The following is a 15,939-nucleotide window of genomic DNA, read 5'->3' as shown; positions in this document are numbered from 1 at the left end:
TCAACGACAAATGACGCAAAAATCGTGCATGATTTGCCTGCCTTTGCGAAGATAATTGCATACAAGACGTCCGTATCTGCGCAAATTTCTGCATCTGCAAAAAGAGCCTTGTCACTCACTGCGCAACTATATAACGCTCACGACCAAGCAATTGGAATATTCGAAAAGGGGATCGCCCATGTCTTTCCGCATCCAACCCACGCCCGTGGCGCGTCCGAACCGCTGTCAGCTTTTTGGCCCGGGCTCGCGTCCCGCGCTGTTTGAGAAGATGGCAGGTTCGCAAGCCGATGTGATCAATATCGATCTGGAAGACAGCGTCGCCCCGTCAGACAAAGACAGCGCCCGCAAGAACGTTATTGAAGCCATTGGCGATATCGATTGGGGCAACAAGACCCTCTCCGTGCGCATAAACGGGCTGGATTCGCCCTATTGGTATCGCGATGTGGTTGATCTGCTTGAGCAAGCCTCCGATCGGCTGGACCAGATCATGATCCCGAAAGCGGGCTGTGCGGGTGATCTGTATGCGGTGGATGCGCTTGTCACGGCAATTGAGGCCGCCAAGGGGCGCTCCAAACGAATCGCCTTCGAGGTCATCATTGAGAGTGCCGCGGGCATCGCCCATGTCGAGGAGATCGCGGCCGCCTCTCCCCGCCTCGAAGCGATGAGCCTCGGCGCTGCTGATTTTGCAGCCTCCATGGGCATGGCCACTACCGGCATCGGCGGCACGCAGGAGAACTACTACATGCATCGCGACGGTCAGAAGTTCTGGTCCGATCCCTGGCATTGGGCCCAGGCCAATATCGTGGCGGCTTGCCGGACCCATGGGATCTTGCCGGTTGATGGCCCCTTTGGCGATTTCTCCGATGACGATGGGTTCCGCGCGCAGGCGCTGCGCTCTGCCACGCTCGGCATGGTCGGAAAATGGGCCATCCACCCCAAGCAGGTCGCTTTGGCCAATGAAGTCTTCACCCCTTCCGAGGAGGCCGTGACCGAAGCGCGCGAAATCCTGGCCGCCATGGAGGAAGCCAAGGCCAATGGCGAGGGCGCGACAGTCTACAAGGGCCGCCTGGTCGACATCGCATCGATCAAGCAAGCCGAGGTCATTGTGCGTCAGTTCGAGATGATCAATGGGCATTAGCGCGTAGGTGTTAACGCGTTCTTAGGCTGCAACCGCCATGGTGGTTGCAGCTTTCGGGATTGAACGATGACGAGTGAACTTTGGTTACTGCACACGGCCGATGTGCACGTCGATACATTCGACACACTGCGTGATGCGCGGTTTCCAGACGCCCGGATATCCCATGCCGTCCATGCCGAATGGTTGGCGCGCGCGCAGTCAGACGGAATTACACCGGAACTGCAAAGCGAGATCTCAGGCGTCATTCACTCCGCGCCGGGAAAAGTCCTATGCACTTGCTCGACGCTGGGGCCTGTTGCCGAAGAGAACGGTGCGATGCGGATTGACCGCCCCATGATGCGCGCAGCCGCACAGGCCGCCGAGCCGATCCTTTTGGTTTGCGCCTTGCAAAGCACGGCAGAGGCGAGCCTTGCATTGTTGCACGAAGAGCTTGATCTGGCGGATGTTGATCCTCTTGTCCTGCCCATCGTGTTGCAACACTTCTGGCCGCTTTTTGAAAGTGGGGACGTGGCAGGCTTTCATGCCGCAATCGCAGCTGCCGTTATCGAGATAATCGCCGCACGTCCAGATATCAAAACCGTTGTTTTGGCGCAGGTCTCCATGGCGCCGGTGGCGCACCTTTTGGATGGGGCGGGCTTACGCGTGTTGGCTTCACCCGAGCTGGCCTTGGGCGCAGCCTTGAACGCTCAGGCGCGCATATCCTTGGGTGATCCCATCACGACATAAGACGTGATCGAATTCACATGGGGCAACGTGCCCAAAACCTCCGTGTGAAACACCTTGTAGGCGCGAATATCAGCACATTCCACGCGCAGGAGATATTCAATCGTCCCTGTAATATTGTGGCACTCCCGCACTTCCGGGCTTCGCGAGATAGCCCTTTCAAATGCCTCTTGCGCCGCCTTGGAATGTGCGGACAAACCCACGCCGATATAGGCCACAAATCCCGCGCCCAATTTGCTGCGATCAATACAGGCGCGATAGCCCTGGATGACACCCTCCTGCTCGAGCGCCGCGACACGTCGCAGGCAAGCCGAGGGAGACAGGCCAATCCGGTCGGCCAGTTCAAGATTGCTCAAACGACCATCGCGCTCAAGCTCTTGCAATATCCTGTCGTTTATGTCGTCGTACTTGATCATTAGTGCGAAAAATCCTGCGCTTTCGACGCATATTGCAACCAGATGCCACGTCAAACAAGGCATTGTGCGGAAATGACACCAGAATTTCTCGCAGCCCTTTTTGGCTTTGCCTTCGTCACCGTGGCCACGCCCGGCCCAAACAACCTGATGTTGATGGCATCAGGGGCAAACTTTGGAATGCGCCGTTCCGTGCCGCATATGCTGGGCATTGGTCTGGGCTTTCCCGCGATGCTGATCCTCGTCGGTCTGGGCGCGATGCAGGTCTTCGATATCTGGCCGGTGAGCTACGACATTCTAAAGGTGCTGTCTGTCGTCTATATGCTGTGGCTTGCCTGGAAAATCGCCAATGCCGCACCGCCGGCGCAAGGCGGCGCGGACGGCAAAACCGAGGGCGCACCGCTGACTTTTCTACAGGCCGCAGCCTTCCAATGGGTCAACCCCAAGGCCTGGTCGATGGCCTTGAGCGCCAACACGCTCTACGCAGGCGACCGCGCATTTCTCTCAGTTTTGCTGATCGCCGTGGCCTACATCCTGTGCTCGATTGTCTCGACAACGATCTGGACAGGCCTCGGCGTGCAGGTGCGCCGCCTGTTGGCCAGACCGCGCACGCTGCGTCTTTTCAATATTGCCATGGCGCTCCTGCTGCTGGCCTCGCTGGTGCCAGCGCTGATGGCCTCCTAGGGCGCCAAAGGCGCACAAATCTTGGTCAGAAGCTCCGCAGGCTCCGTGTCCATCGGCGAGTTCAGATATACTTCGTAAGACGCAGCCGCGCCCGGCAAACGCCCGGATTGCGGAAACCAGCGGCCATAGAGATCATCGTAAGCCGCGGGCAAACCAGCGTAGGGCCCCTTGAAAATCAGTTCTGCATGGGGGCCGCCGGGCAGAAGAACATCTTCCAGAGCATCGGGCATCTCAAACGCCTCGCCAACACACACGCCAGCATGACTGCGCAAATCCGCCTCGGCGACGGTTGAGGGATCATCGTAAAACACGGCGACCATGCCCTGCGCCTGAGGCCAGAGACCGCGCGCCGTGAAGATGACACTGACCTCTTCAAAGGCCCGTCCGATGTTAGGATAGGCGCCACGATGCGGCAGCGCGGCCATGCGCAACGCGGCGCGATCGGTGATGTTGATGTCTTGCATGAGATGTTCCTTTGTCCGGGATTTGGGTGTGTCATGGGGCGCTTGCCCACGCTTGCGAAATGCCGTTGGCGTCATCGCGTAAATGGCGCGAAAGGCGCGCTCGAAGCTGTCGCGATGCCCGTAGCCCGCACGCGCGGCGATCACATCGAGTGACCAATCGGTTTGCACGAGCCAGCAGGCGGCGCGATGGGCCCGGATGCGGCGCACCGCTTGCGCACAGGTCTCCCCCGTCATCGCGGCATAGATCCTGTGCCAGTGAAACCGCGAGACCGCCGCCACATCAGCCAAAGCATCGAGCGAAAGATCCCCCGCAGGATTGTCATGGATATACCGTTTCACACGGCGAATGCGGTCTTCATAGCTGCGCACTTGGCTCTCCTTCTGCTCAAACCGACCTTGGCACAGCCCATCCCGGCAAATCTTGCTTTATTGCATCCCCCGCGATGCCGCGCCATATAACGAGCGAGCAGCTGGAGGGTTCCATGGCGCATTATCTCGATTTTGAAAAACCGCTGGCCGAGATTGAAGGCAAGGCCGAGGAACTGCGCGCGCTGGCGCGCCAAAATGAAGAGATGGATGTCGAGCAGGAGGCCAGCGCGCTGGATAGCAAAGCCGCTGAGATGCTGGTGGATCTCTATGCGGATCTGACGCCTTGGCGAAAGTGCCAGGTCGCGCGTCATCCCGAGCGCCCGCATTGCCGCGACTATATCGAGACGTTGTTCACTGAATTCACCCCGCTTGCGGGCGATCGCGGCTTCGGCGAGGATCAGGCCGTTATGGGCGGGCTTGCGCGGCTGAACGACAGGCCCGTGATGGTCATCGGGCATGAAAAAGGCTCCGACACATCGAGCCGCCTGCAGCGTAATTTCGGCATGGCCCGCCCGGAAGGCTACCGCAAGGCGATCCGCCTGATGGAAATGGCGGACCGGTTTGGCTTGCCCGTTGTAACACTGGTCGATACGCCGGGCGCCTATCCGGGAAAAGGCGCCGAGGAGCGCGGGCAATCGGAGGCCATCGCCCGCTCGACGGAAACCTGTCTATCCATCGGCGTGCCGCTGATCTCCGTCATTATTGGCGAGGGCGGATCTGGCGGAGCGGTCGCCTTTGCAACGGCCAATCGTGTCGCGATGCTGGAGCATTCGGTCTATTCCGTCATCAGCCCCGAGGGCTGCGCCTCCATTTTGTGGAAAGACGCCGAGAAAATGCGCGAAGCGGCCGAAGCTTTGCGGCTCACCGCGCAGGATCTCTACAAACTCGGCGTCTGTGACAGGATCATCCCCGAGCCGGTTGGCGGCGCGCAGCGTGACCGTCAGGCAACCATCGAGATGGTCGGCGCGGCCATCGCGCAGCTGTTGGACGAATTGGACCAGAAAGAGGCGTCAGAGCTGCGCCTGTCACGGCGTCAGAAGTTCCTTGATCTGGGCTCCAAGGGCCTCGCGGCCTGATCCAGAAACCCGGCAGCTCAGGTTGTCAGAAGTTTCAAGCCCTGGGTCACATCCGAGCGCACCGCAAGGCGCAAGCCGGGCTCATCCCCCGCCTTGAGCGCAGATATAATCAGCTTGTGAAAATGCGGGGGTTCGGTCCGCCGCAACCGTCCGTAGAGCGCGCGCATGGTCGGGCCCAGTTGCAGCCAGACGGTTTCTGCCATGGCCAGCATCGCAGGCGCTTGGGCGCGCAGATAAAGCGTCCGATGAAACTCAAGATTGGAGCGAATGTAGCCCACGGCATCACGATTGGAAATCACATCCGCAATCTGGCCGTTGATGCTCTGGAGACGTTCAATCAGCGCCATATGCGCCCGCGGCAGGGCCCGCGAGGCAAGCTCAACCTCGATCAAAGCCCGAAGAGCCGCCAGTTCCTCGATGCGCTCACTGCTCAATTCCGGCGTTGAGACACGACCAGAGGAGGACATCGAGAAAGCGCCTTCTGCCACCAGACGCCGAACCGCTTCCCGCGCGGGCGTCATCGAGACGTCAAATTCCTTGCCGATCCCGCGCAATGTCATGGCAGAGCCCGGCGCAATTTCGCCGTGCATGATGCGCGTGCGCAAGCCTCGGTAGACGGTGTCATGGGCCGACAGAACGGCATCGTTGCGCTGTGAGATCAACATCGCCCATGTTGTGATCACAAATGCGCGCCAGGTCAATCGCCTGCGCCCGGCTGGGCGTCGAAAATGTAAGTGTGCAAGGCATTGCCATGGGTCCGCAGCCAGCTGCGCTGCGCGGCATGGGGTCCATACAACCGCTCGACAACAGCCCAGAACGCCGGCGAATGATTCATCTCCGCCAGATGCGCCACCTCATGCGCGGCCACGTAATCGAGCACGTCGGGCGGCGCCATATACAAACGCCAGGAATAGTTCAGCGCGCGCTGGGACGAACACGACCCCCACCGCGAGCGCGTGTCCCGCATCGTGATCCGGCTATAATCGCGCCCGAGCTTGGCGGCATAGTGATCCGACGCATTTGCCAATCGCTGGCGCGCCTGTGCCTTGATCCAAGCGCGCAAACGCGGCCCCCCGCGTCCGTCATCCAGCGGCAAGGTCAATGCATCATCCGATAGCGTTATGCGCTTGCCCTGCCCCGCGACCAGTTTGCGCGGCCTGCCCTCGATTGGAATGGAGGTGCCTTGTGCGATTCTTTGAGGCGCGCTCTGCTTGGCCAGGTGCTTGCGCAACCACGCTTCTTTTTCGGCGGCAAAGGCCTGCGCTTCCCGCTCATTGATCCCGCGCGGCAGCGTCAGTGTAATCCGCCCATCCAACCCGGAGATGCGCAGCGTCATGCGGCGCGCCCGCGCGGAGCGACGCAAGGCAATCGAGATCGGGGGGTTGCCGGACAGGGTCAGGTGTCCCATATGGGCGCTCATAGGATGCAACGGTTTGACAGGGTCTGACCGTTATGGCAGGGGAGCGGAACTGTCCGCAAGCCCAAGAGTGAAAGAGGGATCCGATGCCCAAAGAAGAATGGGGCGTGAAACGCCTGTGCCCGACCACAGGCAAACGCTTTTACGATATGAACCGCGATCCGATCGTGAGCCCATACACAGGCGAAGTGGTTAAATTTGATCAGTCCAAGAACCGGATGATTGCCGCGGATGCCGAAGATGCGGAAACCACGAAAATGAAGGCCGTCGAAGACGAAGACGCGGTCATCGAAGATGATGATGATGTTGACGTCGATCTCGGCGATGATGTGCTTGAAGATGATGATGACGACAACGTCTCGCTTGACGAGATTGCCGATGTCGCCTCTGAGGATGATGACAGCTAAAATTCGGTCGCGGACGCAGTTTTTCTCTTGCGTCCGCCACCTGCTTTGCGTATCCCGCAACGCACAAAAGATGGGGCCTTAGCTCAGCTGGGAGAGCGCTACAATGGCATTGTAGAGGTCAGGAGTTCGATCCTCCTAGGCTCCACCAAAATTCCCATTAAAGCACTTCGACGAAAACCATTACATCGAGCATCACGAGACAGCAGTTGCTTGGCAGTGTTTTCGTGATTCAGGTTTTTCGCGAAGGGCTTTAGCCAAAAACGAATCTAAGAGCATGATGCGCGCGCACATGCTCTGTTCGCTAGCGACTGCCTCCAGACCTGACGAGCGCCCTGCTCACGACCATCGTCTAAGTGCCTTCCCCCGGATCGGGCGGATCGAAGGCGATGAAAAACTGGTGCGCGCACCACGTCCCTATCCCGAGAAACAGCAGGGCCCAGCCCGGGTTGCCCCAGGCATATTCGAGCCCTGCCCACACCAGACACGCAACCACCAGAGCAATGCGCCGCCACAGCGGCACAAAAAATGGCAGTTGCACGTCAAAGAGCTTCTTCATGTGAGCTTTTGATCCTTGCGACCCTGATCCCATGCCTCACGCGCCGCGCGCACGCTGTCGCGCTGTGACACTTCCGGCACGCCCACATCCCACCAGGCCCCGCCATGTTCGGTCGAGGGGTAAGGATCGGTATCGATCACGATGACATAGGGCCGGTCCGCGCCTTTGGCCTTGGCCAGATGCTCTTCAAGCTCCGCAATCGACGCGACCTTGACGGCCGTCGCGCCCATGGACGCCGCATGCGCCGCGAAGTCGATCTGTGAAGGGTTCACATGGTGGGCGGTATCGAGGAGGTTGTTGAACTCCGCCCCGCCGGTGCCCATTTGCAGCCGGTTGATACAGCCAAAACCACGATTGTCCGTCACAACGACGGTAAATCCCGCGCCCATCATGGCGGCGGTCGCCATTTCGGAATTGGCCATCATGTAGGAGCCGTCACCGACCATCGCAATCACATCGCGCTCCGGCTCAGCCATCTTGATGCCAAGCGCCCCCGCGATCTCATATCCCATGCAGGAGAACCCGTACTCCATGTGATACCCGCCCGGCCCTTGCGCTTTCCAGAGTTTGTGGAGCTCGCCTGGCATCGTACCCGCTGCGCCCATGACCACGGTTTGCTCTGTTTGCGCCCGCTGGACAGCGCCCACGACCTGCATGTCCGTGGGCAGGGCATTGCCCGTCTCAGGCGGCGCGGTCAATGGATCAACCTTGGCAAACCAAGCGCTCTTGGCGACCGCAGATGGTGCTTCGAATTTCAGATCGCCCAAGGCCTCAGACAAGGCCGTCAGACCCGCTGTGGCATCCGCACAGATCGGTTCCGCCCCATGTTTCATCGCATCGTAGGGCTGCACATTCAGGCTGACGAGACGGCGCTCGGGGTTGCGAAAGATCGACCAGGAGCCGGTCGTGAAATCCTGAAACCGCGTCCCGACACCGATGACCACATCCGCGCGCGCGCACGCATCATTGGCGGCCTCGCCCCCTGTGACGCCCACTGGACCGAGGTTGAGGGGATGATCCCACGGCAGAGAGGATTTGCCCGCCTGTGTCTCAACGATCGGGATGTTATGCGCCTCGCAGAACGTCTGGAGCGCCGTTTCCGCACGGCCATAGAGCACCCCCCCGCCTGCGACGATGACCGGCGACGCGGCACTTGCCAAAAGGTCTGCGACCGTGGAGACCTCCATGGGATCAGGCTGCGGCGCGCGGGTCCGCCAGACACGTTCCTCAAAGAAACTCTCGGGATAGTCAAAAGCCTCCGCTTGCGTGTCCTGACAAAAGGCCAATGTGACGGGGCCGCATTCAGCGGGATCGGTCAAAACACGCATGGCGCGGGGCAGCGCCGTCAAAACATGTTCGGGCCGCGAGATCCGGTCGTAATAGCGGCTCACAGGGCGGAAGCAGTCATTCGCGCTGACGGTGCCATCCTGAAAGACCTCGGGCTGTTGCAAAACCGGATCTGGCGCGCGGGAAGCAAAGACATCCCCCGGCACAATCAAGACCGGCAGGCGATTGCAATGGGCTAACGCTGCCGCAGTGACGACATTTGTGGCGCCCGGGCCGATTGACGTCGTGACCATCATGGCCCGGTCCCGTCGCATCTGCTTGGCATAGGCAATCGCGGTATGCGCCATCGTCTGTTCATTGTGGCCGCGGTAGGTGGGCAGTGTCTCACGCACGGAGTGCAGCGCCTCGCCCAATCCTGCGACGTTGCCATGGCCAAAGATGCCCCAGCATCCGGCAATAAAGGTCTCACCTGTGGGTGTCTTTTGGGCGCAGAGCCAGCGCATCATTGCTTGCGCCGCTGTCAGTCGGATCGTTTTTGTCATGTCAAAGCCTCGTCAATAAAGAGCCGCGCACCGGCCCTCGTTCAGAGGCGTCGCGGTGGATGAGATCAGGATGCCGGCGCCGGACCTGATGCATCGATGCAGGTTGTGCAGGGATCCGACCGGTCCCCTGCACGCCATGAGATATGCGCCGATGGGCCCATCAGATCGCCGCCAGTTCCTGTTTGAGATCGCCCATCTCGACACCGCCGGACATCAGGCGGCGCATTTCCACATCGCTGATATCCTCGGATTTGCCCGCGCCGATGACCTTGCCAAGCGCCAGAAAGGTAAACCTGTCGCCCACAAGGCGGGAGTGAATCTCGTTGTGGGTGATGAAAATGATCGCGATATCGCCCCGGTTATTCACCCGTTTGATTGTCTTGAGCACTTCCATCTGCTGCTTTTGGCCCAGTGCGGACGTAGGCTCATCAAGGATCAAAACCTTCGCACCAAAGTAGATCGCACGGGCGATGGCCAGCGTCTGCCGCTGACCACCAGACATCGTGCCCACGGCCTGCGTCGGATCGGAAATATCAATCCCGATCTTGAGCATTTCATCATGGGTGATGCGATCCATCTCCGACATGCGCAAGGCGCCCCAGGCGGTGGTGAGCTCGCGCCCCATGAAGAAGTTGCGCGTCACAGACATCAACGGATTGACCGCGAGATCTTGATACACGGTCCCGATCCCGGCGTTGGACGCGTCGCGCGGGCTTCGGAAATTGACGGGCTGGCCTTCGATGAAGATCTGCCCCTCGGTGGGCTCATGCACACCGGCCAGCGTCTTGATCAGCGTGGATTTACCCGCGCCATTGTCGCCCAGAAGCGCGTGCACTTCACCGGGATACACCTCAAGCGTCACACCTCCCAAAGCCGTGAAAGGACCAAACCGCTTCACGAGATTTTCGACGCGCATATAAGGTTGAGCCGCCATGATCATATCCCCCCAGTGATGCGCTTGCGGATGCGTTCATTGGCAAAGACCGCCGCCAAGAGGATCGCGCCCAGAAACACGCGGAACCACGCGCCGTCGATCGCCGGAATGAAGAATACAGCATTGGACACCAGGCCCACGGTGATGGCGCCGAAGACAACGCCGAGGATCGAGCCAAACCCGCCTGTCATGAGCGTCCCGCCAACAACGGCAATGGCGATGGCGAAGAGCTCCATCAGGTTGCCCTTCGCGGCATCGGCCGTGTTGTTTTCAAACACCTGGCAAGCGGCGAAGATCGTCGCGCAAAACGCGGTGAACATGAAGAGCCCTACCTTGACCTTGTTCACAGGTACGCCGTTGGCCCGTGCGCTTTCCTTGTTGTCACCCGTCGCAAAGATCCAGTTGCCCAGCTTGGTGCGTGACAGCACAAAGCTCGCGACAACGGCGATCAGGATGAACCAGAAGAAGCGCGCATCGAAACCTTCAACCCATTGCGTTCCGCGCCGGTTGAGGTTGCCGCCGAGCAGGAACCATTGATCCGTGCGCTCAAACCCCATGTCGACAAACCTTTGCCCAAGCCAGAACCACGCGTCATAGAACCAGCCGAACACCTCCCCCCCGAAGGACCAGGCGACCCAGCTTTCCTCTTTGAAATCCGGCAGGCCGGAGACCTGAGTGGATTTGTTGATCAGGCGGAAGGCCACTTCCGTGACGCCACGCAGGAAAAACAAAAAGCCCAAGGTTACGATGAAGCTCGACAATCCGGATCGGACGACGATGGTGCCTATGGCCCATCCTATGGCCAAGGTCATCGCAAGCGTGAGCGCGAAAGCCATCAAGGGCGTGGCTTCCCCAAGCCCGAAGGGCAAACCCCATTTCAGCATGAGCGCCATAGACATGCCGGCAAACCCGATCATCGATCCAATGGAGAGATCGAATTCGCCCGCGATCATCAACATCGCCGCACCGATTGCGATGATGCCGTACTGAGAAATAATCTGGATATTGTTTTTCAACCCAAGCGCGTTGAACGCTTTCCCGTTTGACGCTGCCGTCAGTGCCACGATGATCACGATCATCACGACAAAGGCCCCTATTTCAGGTTTCCTGATCGTACGCTGAAGCCAGGTTTCATCTGCCAATCTATCGGATTCGCTGCGTTGCGCCATCATGCCCTCTTGGTGTTCTGCAAATCATCAGCCGGGTGTGAAACAGGCGGAGCGAGGCCCCGCCTGTCTCGTGGATGTCATGTCATCCGAGGCGACTTATCTGTCGACGCCCGCGAGCTCTTTGACCGATGCTGCGTTGGACGCATCCACGAAGCCGGGGCCCGAGGGAATGTTTGCGCCAGGCAGTAGGCCCGCATGGTTGTTGTACAGGTGCAGAACGATGATCGGCATGTAGCCTTGCAGACGCTGCTGCTGATCGATCGTGAAGGCAGCGTCGCCTGCTTCGATCATGTCCATCACGCCGGGGGACAGGTCAAAACATGCCAGATGCACTTCTGCGCCAACCGCCGTGATCGCCTTGTTGGCCGCTTCACAGACATGCGGGCCGACGGCGAGAACGCCATCGATGGATTCGTCGGCTTCCAGAGCCGCAGCCGTCCGCGTTTCGATTTGTGCAGGGTCATTCGACACGTCGATCATGTTGAGATCACCGCCCAGACCGTCGAAGTAACCCGAGCAACGATCCACAAGCGCCGTGTTGAATGCTTCCTGGTTGAGGCACAGACCGTTGGTCACGCCTTCGGCTTTCGCACGCTCACCGGCTTTCTCACCCGCGAGGCGCTCTGGCTGGCCAACGTGCATCAACGCGCCGAGTTCTGCGGACGATTCCAGTCCGGAATTCATCGTGATGACCGGAATACCGTCCGCAACGGCGGATTTGATTGCCGGGCCGAGGGCGGCCGCATCGGGCAAAGACACAACGATACCATCAGGTTCGGATGCTGCGGCGGCTTCGATCAGTGCGGCCATGGCAGCCATGTCACCGGAGACGTCAAAATTGTATTCAATTGTTGCGCCGACGGCGGCCGCGGCGTCACGGGCACCTTTTTCCACGACAGGCCAGAACGGATCCGTGCCCTGCGTGTGCGTGATGACAACATAGCGTTCAGCGGCGGCTGCCGACGCCATCACTGCAAGCGCAGCACCGGCCATAAGTAGTTTTTTCATTGGTTTCCTCCCAAGGATTGTTGTGACCCTGTTTCGGGCCTATTCGGATTATGAACCGAATTCTTTTGCAAACATCGGCGCTCTACATCATGATTGATGCGCCTTGTCCGTACGTCGGTGTAATAGTGTCCCTCCAGCTTTCAGCCGGCCTCTCGTTGAAGATGGATTAGGTCGTTGCCGCACGCAGACGTCAACCCCTAATTCCCGCCGGATCGATATGCTGGACATGATATTGCAACCGGTTTCATTTTTTTGCAACCGGTTTCAATCACATCCGCAAGTTTGCCGATTGCGCGCGTGGTTCAGCATGCGACTGCGACTGACACCGCAAGCGTTTGAACGGAACATGTCGGGCATGGAGATCATCGCAGACTGTTTACCACGAGCCGCTCGACAGCCATGCTCACAAGTTGGGAAAAAATGCGAAAGCCCACCAGCCTCAGGCTGCACCATCCAGACCTTGGAGAACGCCTTCCTTGCGAAGATCAGACGCATAAATCGTGAAGCAGCCACGCCCGGCATGTTTTGACGCGTAAAGCGCGATATCGACGTCTTCGAACATCGTCGGAATGTCGACGTCGTCATATTGCGCGGTCGTGGCAACCCCAAGGCTGCCAGAAATACGGCACATCTCATCGCCGAACGGAATCGGTTCTTCCAGTCTTTGGATCATCCGATTACAGATATCCGCAATCCGCTCCGCTCCCAGAGCACCGTTGACAACCAGAACGAACTCATCCCCGCCGACCCGCGCGACCGTGTCTTGTTCACGTGTCTCTTCAACGAGGATGCGGGCCACCTGCAGCAAGACATGGTCCCCGGCGGCGTGACCCATCGTGTCATTCACTGCTTTGAAGAAATCCAGATCCAGTTGCATCAAGGTAAAATCATTGCCGTATTCGACAAAGCGTCCAAGAATGTGTTCCAGAGCACGCCGATTCTTGAGCCCGGTCAAAGTGTCGGTAAATGCTTGCTCTTCGGCAGCAATCATTGCCCCTTGCAAACGTTGATTGAGCTTGCGGCTGGCGTCCATGGCCGCCGATTTGGCTTCCACGAGATAAAGCATCTCAATGGCCAGATCAGTGGCTGCAAAATCCGCTGAAGTCAGCTTGTATCGACGTACCGCATCTACCACCGAAATGCCAAAGGACAGGTTTACGATCAGCCGATCACCCTGCACCGCAGGCACACAGACGCCTTTCAGCCCCGTGCTTACTGCATCGCGCATGCGCAGGTGCAGTTTGCTGCCCATCATGGTGCGCAGATCTTTCATACTGGACACGCTGCGCGGCCTGCGAAGCTCAAACACTTCCAGAAATCGCCGACCAACACCTCCGTCCGCGATCATTTTTCTCAGCGTTGGACCTGCATGAACGATATGACCCGTTGCATCGAGCTCCACATGCATAGGGCACAGAACATCTAGACTTGAATGCATCATCCCGCTTCCGCCCCCAAATCAAACTCCCGGCCTTCCGCAAACTCCGTCTCAAAGACTGTGATATCAATGGCTTCGGTCTCGCTGCCCCCGCGATGTTCGAGAAAGATCAACGCTCCGTAGTCATCAGCCAAAGCGCGCAAAATCCCCACAAGGACATAGCCAAAGCCGTTTCCGTGGCTGTGGCACGTAAGTGAGAAGTTGCGCCCGCCGTGTTCGCGCAACTCCAGATCGGGCAATTCGAGATCCTCAACGGCCAAGCGCGCGCGCCCCGGAAGATCGTCCAGAGAATGCAAAAAATCCACGAAGCTGACGCCGCCGAAGCGCAGAAGACGTCGCAATGATTCCAGATTGGGGTGCGAAACAAGGTAAGTCCCTAGGTCTTCCAGAACCACTTCACATGGTTTGTCCAACGCGCGGCTCATCTCATCAAGCATCGCATAGGTCAGCGACGCGTCGTAATGCAGCATCGGCTCGAATTCAGAAAACGGCAATTCGAGCGCTCGCACGATATCTGACCATGCCTGCCGCCCGTAGGTATCCCTGTAGAAGGACTGAATTGCCCTGTTGATTAACCCATGCATACCTTGCCCCATTTCGCTGGGAGCCAATTTGCAGGGCAATCGTTTAACACGAACCTAACAGCTCAAATTCGAGCGAGATTTCCCGCTCAGTAATCGGTAGGAGCGCCGCCTTCCTTCTTGCGACGGGCCACAAAGGCCTCCAATTCCTCGCGAATGCCTTCATCCATGGGCGGCGGCTCGAAACTGGCAAGGATCTCCTTGAAGGTTCGATGCGCGCGCTCGGCCGTCCAGATGCCGCCTGCCGCCTCCCAGGCTTCGTAGTTTTTCCAGTCACTCAGGAAAGGTTGATAAAACGCCGTCTCATACCGATCCTGCGTATGCTGGATGCCAAAGAAATGACCGCTCTGACCCACTTCCTCAATCGCGCCCAAGGCCAGATCATCTGGGGCGGTCGACGTCAATTCAGGCGCCATATATCTTTGGATATGCTGGAGAATTTCACAATCCATGACGAATTTTTCAGGGCTGGCGATCAGCCCGCCTTCCAGCCATCCCGCCGCATGGTAGACCATGTTGGCACCGCCCTGCACCGCAGACCAAAGTGAGTTCGAGGTCTCCCACATTGCCTGACCATCCGGAACGTTTGCGGCACAGACACCTGACGCGCGCATGGGCAAGCCATAAAACCGCGCCATCTGTCCTGTCATCTGGGTCGCGCGCATATACTCAGGAGTGCCGAAGGCAGGCGCACCGCTCTTCATGTCAACATTCGAGGTGAATGTCCCGATCACACAGGGCGCGCCGGGATTGATGTATTGCGCAAGTGCAATGGCGCAGAGCCCCTCGGCCAGGGATTGCGCAACTGCGCCCGCCATCGTGACCGGCGCCATGGCACCGGCCAGAGTAAATGGCGTCACAACGAGCCCCTGACCACGCCGCGCCAGACGCATCCAGCCATCCATCATCGGCTGGTCATGCTTGAGCGGCGAGGTTGAATTGATATTCGTATACATGCGCGGGCTTGCTTCGAACTCTTCATGCGACAGCCCGCCTGCGATCCGCACCATTTCCATCACATCCTCAACACGCTCGCGGCCGAGGGAATAGGCATGCATGACCTTGTCTGTCAGGGTCAGCTTGTCAAAGACGACATCGAGATGGCGGACCGAGGCATGGATATCCACCGGTTCAACGGGATAGCCGCCCGCGAAGTGAATGCAGTTGAAATATTGGGTCAGCTTCAACAGGTTCTGGCACATCTCCCGATTACCGGGGACTTTTTTTCCAATCTCCATGTCCCAGTAGTTGGGCGGCGAGGAGACATTGCCAAAGAGCATCTGATTGCCGCCCACTGTTATCCGACGATCCTCATTGCGCGGGGTCAGGGTGAACGTCCTTGGCGCCTTGCCGATCATCTCCATGACAAAGTCACGGTCCATGAACACAAGCTCGCCCTCAACCTTGCAGCCCGCCTGTTTGAGTATGCCCAGAGCTTCCTCGTTCAGAAAGGCAATCCCGATGTTTTCAAGGATATGCATGGCCGCATTGTGCAGCGCTTCGATGCCCTCCTCTGACAGAGGCTCCGTTGGGCGATCGATATTGATCGGGGGGCTCCAGCGCATTTGATCAATTGCCAGTGTTCCACGCCGCGCCGCATTGCCAGCCCGCCCTCCGCCGCGCCGCCGCGTCCGCCCTGCACCATCTGCCATGCTTTTCTCCCTGACCAACGCGCTCAGAGAACCACGCGCACAAGAGCCGCACCGCGTCATTTACGACGAAGAATGTCGGAA

General features: G+C 58.8%; 17 protein-coding genes and 1 tRNA gene. 6 read left to right on the top strand and 12 right to left on the bottom strand.

Going from position 1 to position 15,939, the window contains the following annotated elements; all coding sequences use genetic code 11:
* The first annotated feature begins 178 nt into the window (after positions 1–178).
* Positions 179–1,138, top strand: coding sequence for an L-malyl-CoA/beta-methylmalyl-CoA lyase (locus tag ACP15S_RS19030; RefSeq protein ID WP_425041255.1), 960 nt, complete (start codon positions 179–181; stop codon positions 1,136–1,138).
* A gap of 66 nt (positions 1,139–1,204) precedes the next feature.
* On the top strand, positions 1,205–1,864 hold the full coding sequence (locus tag ACP15S_RS19025) for a hypothetical protein (RefSeq protein ID WP_425041254.1): 660 nt from the start codon (positions 1,205–1,207) through the stop codon (positions 1,862–1,864).
* On the opposite strand, the gene ACP15S_RS19020 is transcribed toward ACP15S_RS19025, so the two are convergent.
* Positions 1,825–2,277 (bottom strand): Lrp/AsnC family transcriptional regulator, encoded by a 453-nt coding sequence (locus ACP15S_RS19020; protein WP_425041253.1) that lies wholly within the window; start codon positions 2,275–2,277, stop codon positions 1,825–1,827. The genes ACP15S_RS19025 and ACP15S_RS19020 overlap by 40 nt on opposite strands.
* A gap of 72 nt (positions 2,278–2,349) precedes the next feature.
* Between ACP15S_RS19020 and ACP15S_RS19015 the strand changes: the two genes are divergently transcribed.
* Positions 2,350–2,958 (top strand): LysE family translocator, encoded by a 609-nt coding sequence (locus tag ACP15S_RS19015; protein WP_425041252.1) that lies wholly within the window; start codon positions 2,350–2,352, stop codon positions 2,956–2,958.
* Here ACP15S_RS19015 and ACP15S_RS19010 read toward each other — a convergent pair.
* Positions 2,955–3,791 carry an AraC family transcriptional regulator gene (locus ACP15S_RS19010; RefSeq protein WP_425041251.1) on the bottom strand — a complete coding sequence of 279 codons (837 nt, stop codon included), beginning with the start codon at positions 3,789–3,791 and terminating at the stop codon, positions 2,955–2,957. The two genes, ACP15S_RS19015 and ACP15S_RS19010, sit on opposite strands and share 4 nt — an antisense overlap.
* 113 nt (positions 3,792–3,904) lie before the next feature.
* Between ACP15S_RS19010 and ACP15S_RS19005 the strand changes: the two genes are divergently transcribed.
* Positions 3,905–4,867 (top strand): acetyl-CoA carboxylase carboxyltransferase subunit alpha, encoded by a 963-nt coding sequence (locus ACP15S_RS19005; protein ID WP_425041250.1) that lies wholly within the window; start codon positions 3,905–3,907, stop codon positions 4,865–4,867.
* Positions 4,868–4,884: 17 nt separating this feature from the next.
* On the opposite strand, the gene ACP15S_RS19000 is transcribed toward ACP15S_RS19005, so the two are convergent.
* A complete protein-coding gene (locus tag ACP15S_RS19000) occupies positions 4,885–5,532 on the bottom strand; it encodes a GntR family transcriptional regulator (RefSeq protein WP_425041249.1) in 648 nt (215 codons plus the stop codon).
* 32 nt (positions 5,533–5,564) lie between these two features.
* Positions 5,565–6,275 carry a M48 family metallopeptidase gene (locus ACP15S_RS18995; protein WP_425041248.1) on the bottom strand — a complete coding sequence of 237 codons (711 nt, stop codon included), beginning with the start codon at positions 6,273–6,275 and terminating at the stop codon, positions 5,565–5,567.
* 95 nt (positions 6,276–6,370) lie between these two features.
* Here ACP15S_RS18995 and ACP15S_RS18990 point away from each other — a divergent pair, with 95 nt between their 5' ends.
* Both ACP15S_RS18990 and ACP15S_RS18985 read left to right on the top strand, forming a co-directional pair.
* On the top strand, positions 6,371–6,691 hold the full coding sequence (locus ACP15S_RS18990; RefSeq protein WP_425041247.1) for a TIGR02300 family protein: 321 nt from the start codon (positions 6,371–6,373) through the stop codon (positions 6,689–6,691).
* Positions 6,692–6,763: 72 nt separating this feature from the next.
* Positions 6,764–6,839: transfer RNA gene (locus tag ACP15S_RS18985), tRNA-Ala, on the top strand.
* 201 nt (positions 6,840–7,040) lie between these two features.
* On the opposite strand, the gene ACP15S_RS18980 is transcribed toward ACP15S_RS18985, so the two are convergent.
* The 8 genes from ACP15S_RS18980 to ACP15S_RS18945 all read right to left on the bottom strand — a co-directional run bounded on the left by ACP15S_RS18980 (position 7,041) and on the right by ACP15S_RS18945 (position 15,858).
* Positions 7,041–7,247, bottom strand: a complete 207-nt coding sequence (locus ACP15S_RS18980; RefSeq protein WP_425041246.1) for a hypothetical protein — start codon at positions 7,245–7,247, stop codon at positions 7,041–7,043.
* Entirely contained in the window at positions 7,244–9,076 is a 1,833-nt protein-coding gene (iolD, locus tag ACP15S_RS18975; RefSeq protein WP_425041245.1) for a 3D-(3,5/4)-trihydroxycyclohexane-1,2-dione acylhydrolase (decyclizing), read from the bottom strand. Before iolD ends, ACP15S_RS18980 begins: the two co-directional genes overlap by 4 nt.
* Before the next feature lie 160 nt (positions 9,077–9,236).
* The gene (locus tag ACP15S_RS18970) at positions 9,237–10,010 is read right to left on the bottom strand and encodes an ATP-binding cassette domain-containing protein (RefSeq protein WP_425041244.1); all 774 of its coding nucleotides are present in this window, start codon (positions 10,008–10,010) and stop codon (positions 9,237–9,239) included.
* Between the two features lie 2 nt (positions 10,011–10,012).
* The gene (locus ACP15S_RS18965; protein ID WP_425041243.1) at positions 10,013–11,179 is read right to left on the bottom strand and encodes an ABC transporter permease; all 1,167 of its coding nucleotides are present in this window, start codon (positions 11,177–11,179) and stop codon (positions 10,013–10,015) included.
* Positions 11,180–11,275: 96 nt separating this feature from the next.
* Positions 11,276–12,187 carry a substrate-binding domain-containing protein gene (locus ACP15S_RS18960; protein WP_425041242.1) on the bottom strand — a complete coding sequence of 304 codons (912 nt, stop codon included), beginning with the start codon at positions 12,185–12,187 and terminating at the stop codon, positions 11,276–11,278.
* A gap of 439 nt (positions 12,188–12,626) precedes the next feature.
* Entirely contained in the window at positions 12,627–13,628 is a 1,002-nt protein-coding gene (locus ACP15S_RS18955) for a diguanylate cyclase domain-containing protein (protein WP_425041241.1), read from the bottom strand.
* Positions 13,625–14,209 carry a heme NO-binding domain-containing protein gene (locus ACP15S_RS18950; RefSeq protein ID WP_425041240.1) on the bottom strand — a complete coding sequence of 195 codons (585 nt, stop codon included), beginning with the start codon at positions 14,207–14,209 and terminating at the stop codon, positions 13,625–13,627. Before ACP15S_RS18950 ends, ACP15S_RS18955 begins: the two co-directional genes overlap by 4 nt.
* 86 nt (positions 14,210–14,295) lie before the next feature.
* Complete coding sequence (locus ACP15S_RS18945; protein WP_425041239.1) at positions 14,296–15,858, bottom strand: trimethylamine methyltransferase family protein; 1,563 nt, start codon at positions 15,856–15,858, stop codon at positions 14,296–14,298.
* Positions 15,859–15,939 lie beyond the last annotated feature (81 nt).

The organism is Primorskyibacter sp. S187A, from assembly GCF_049800955.1.
Classification (GTDB): domain Bacteria; phylum Pseudomonadota; class Alphaproteobacteria; order Rhodobacterales; family Rhodobacteraceae; genus JAKVBH01.
The sequence above is the reverse complement of the archived record's forward strand: the minus strand, read 5'-3'. Positions and strand labels throughout refer to the sequence as shown.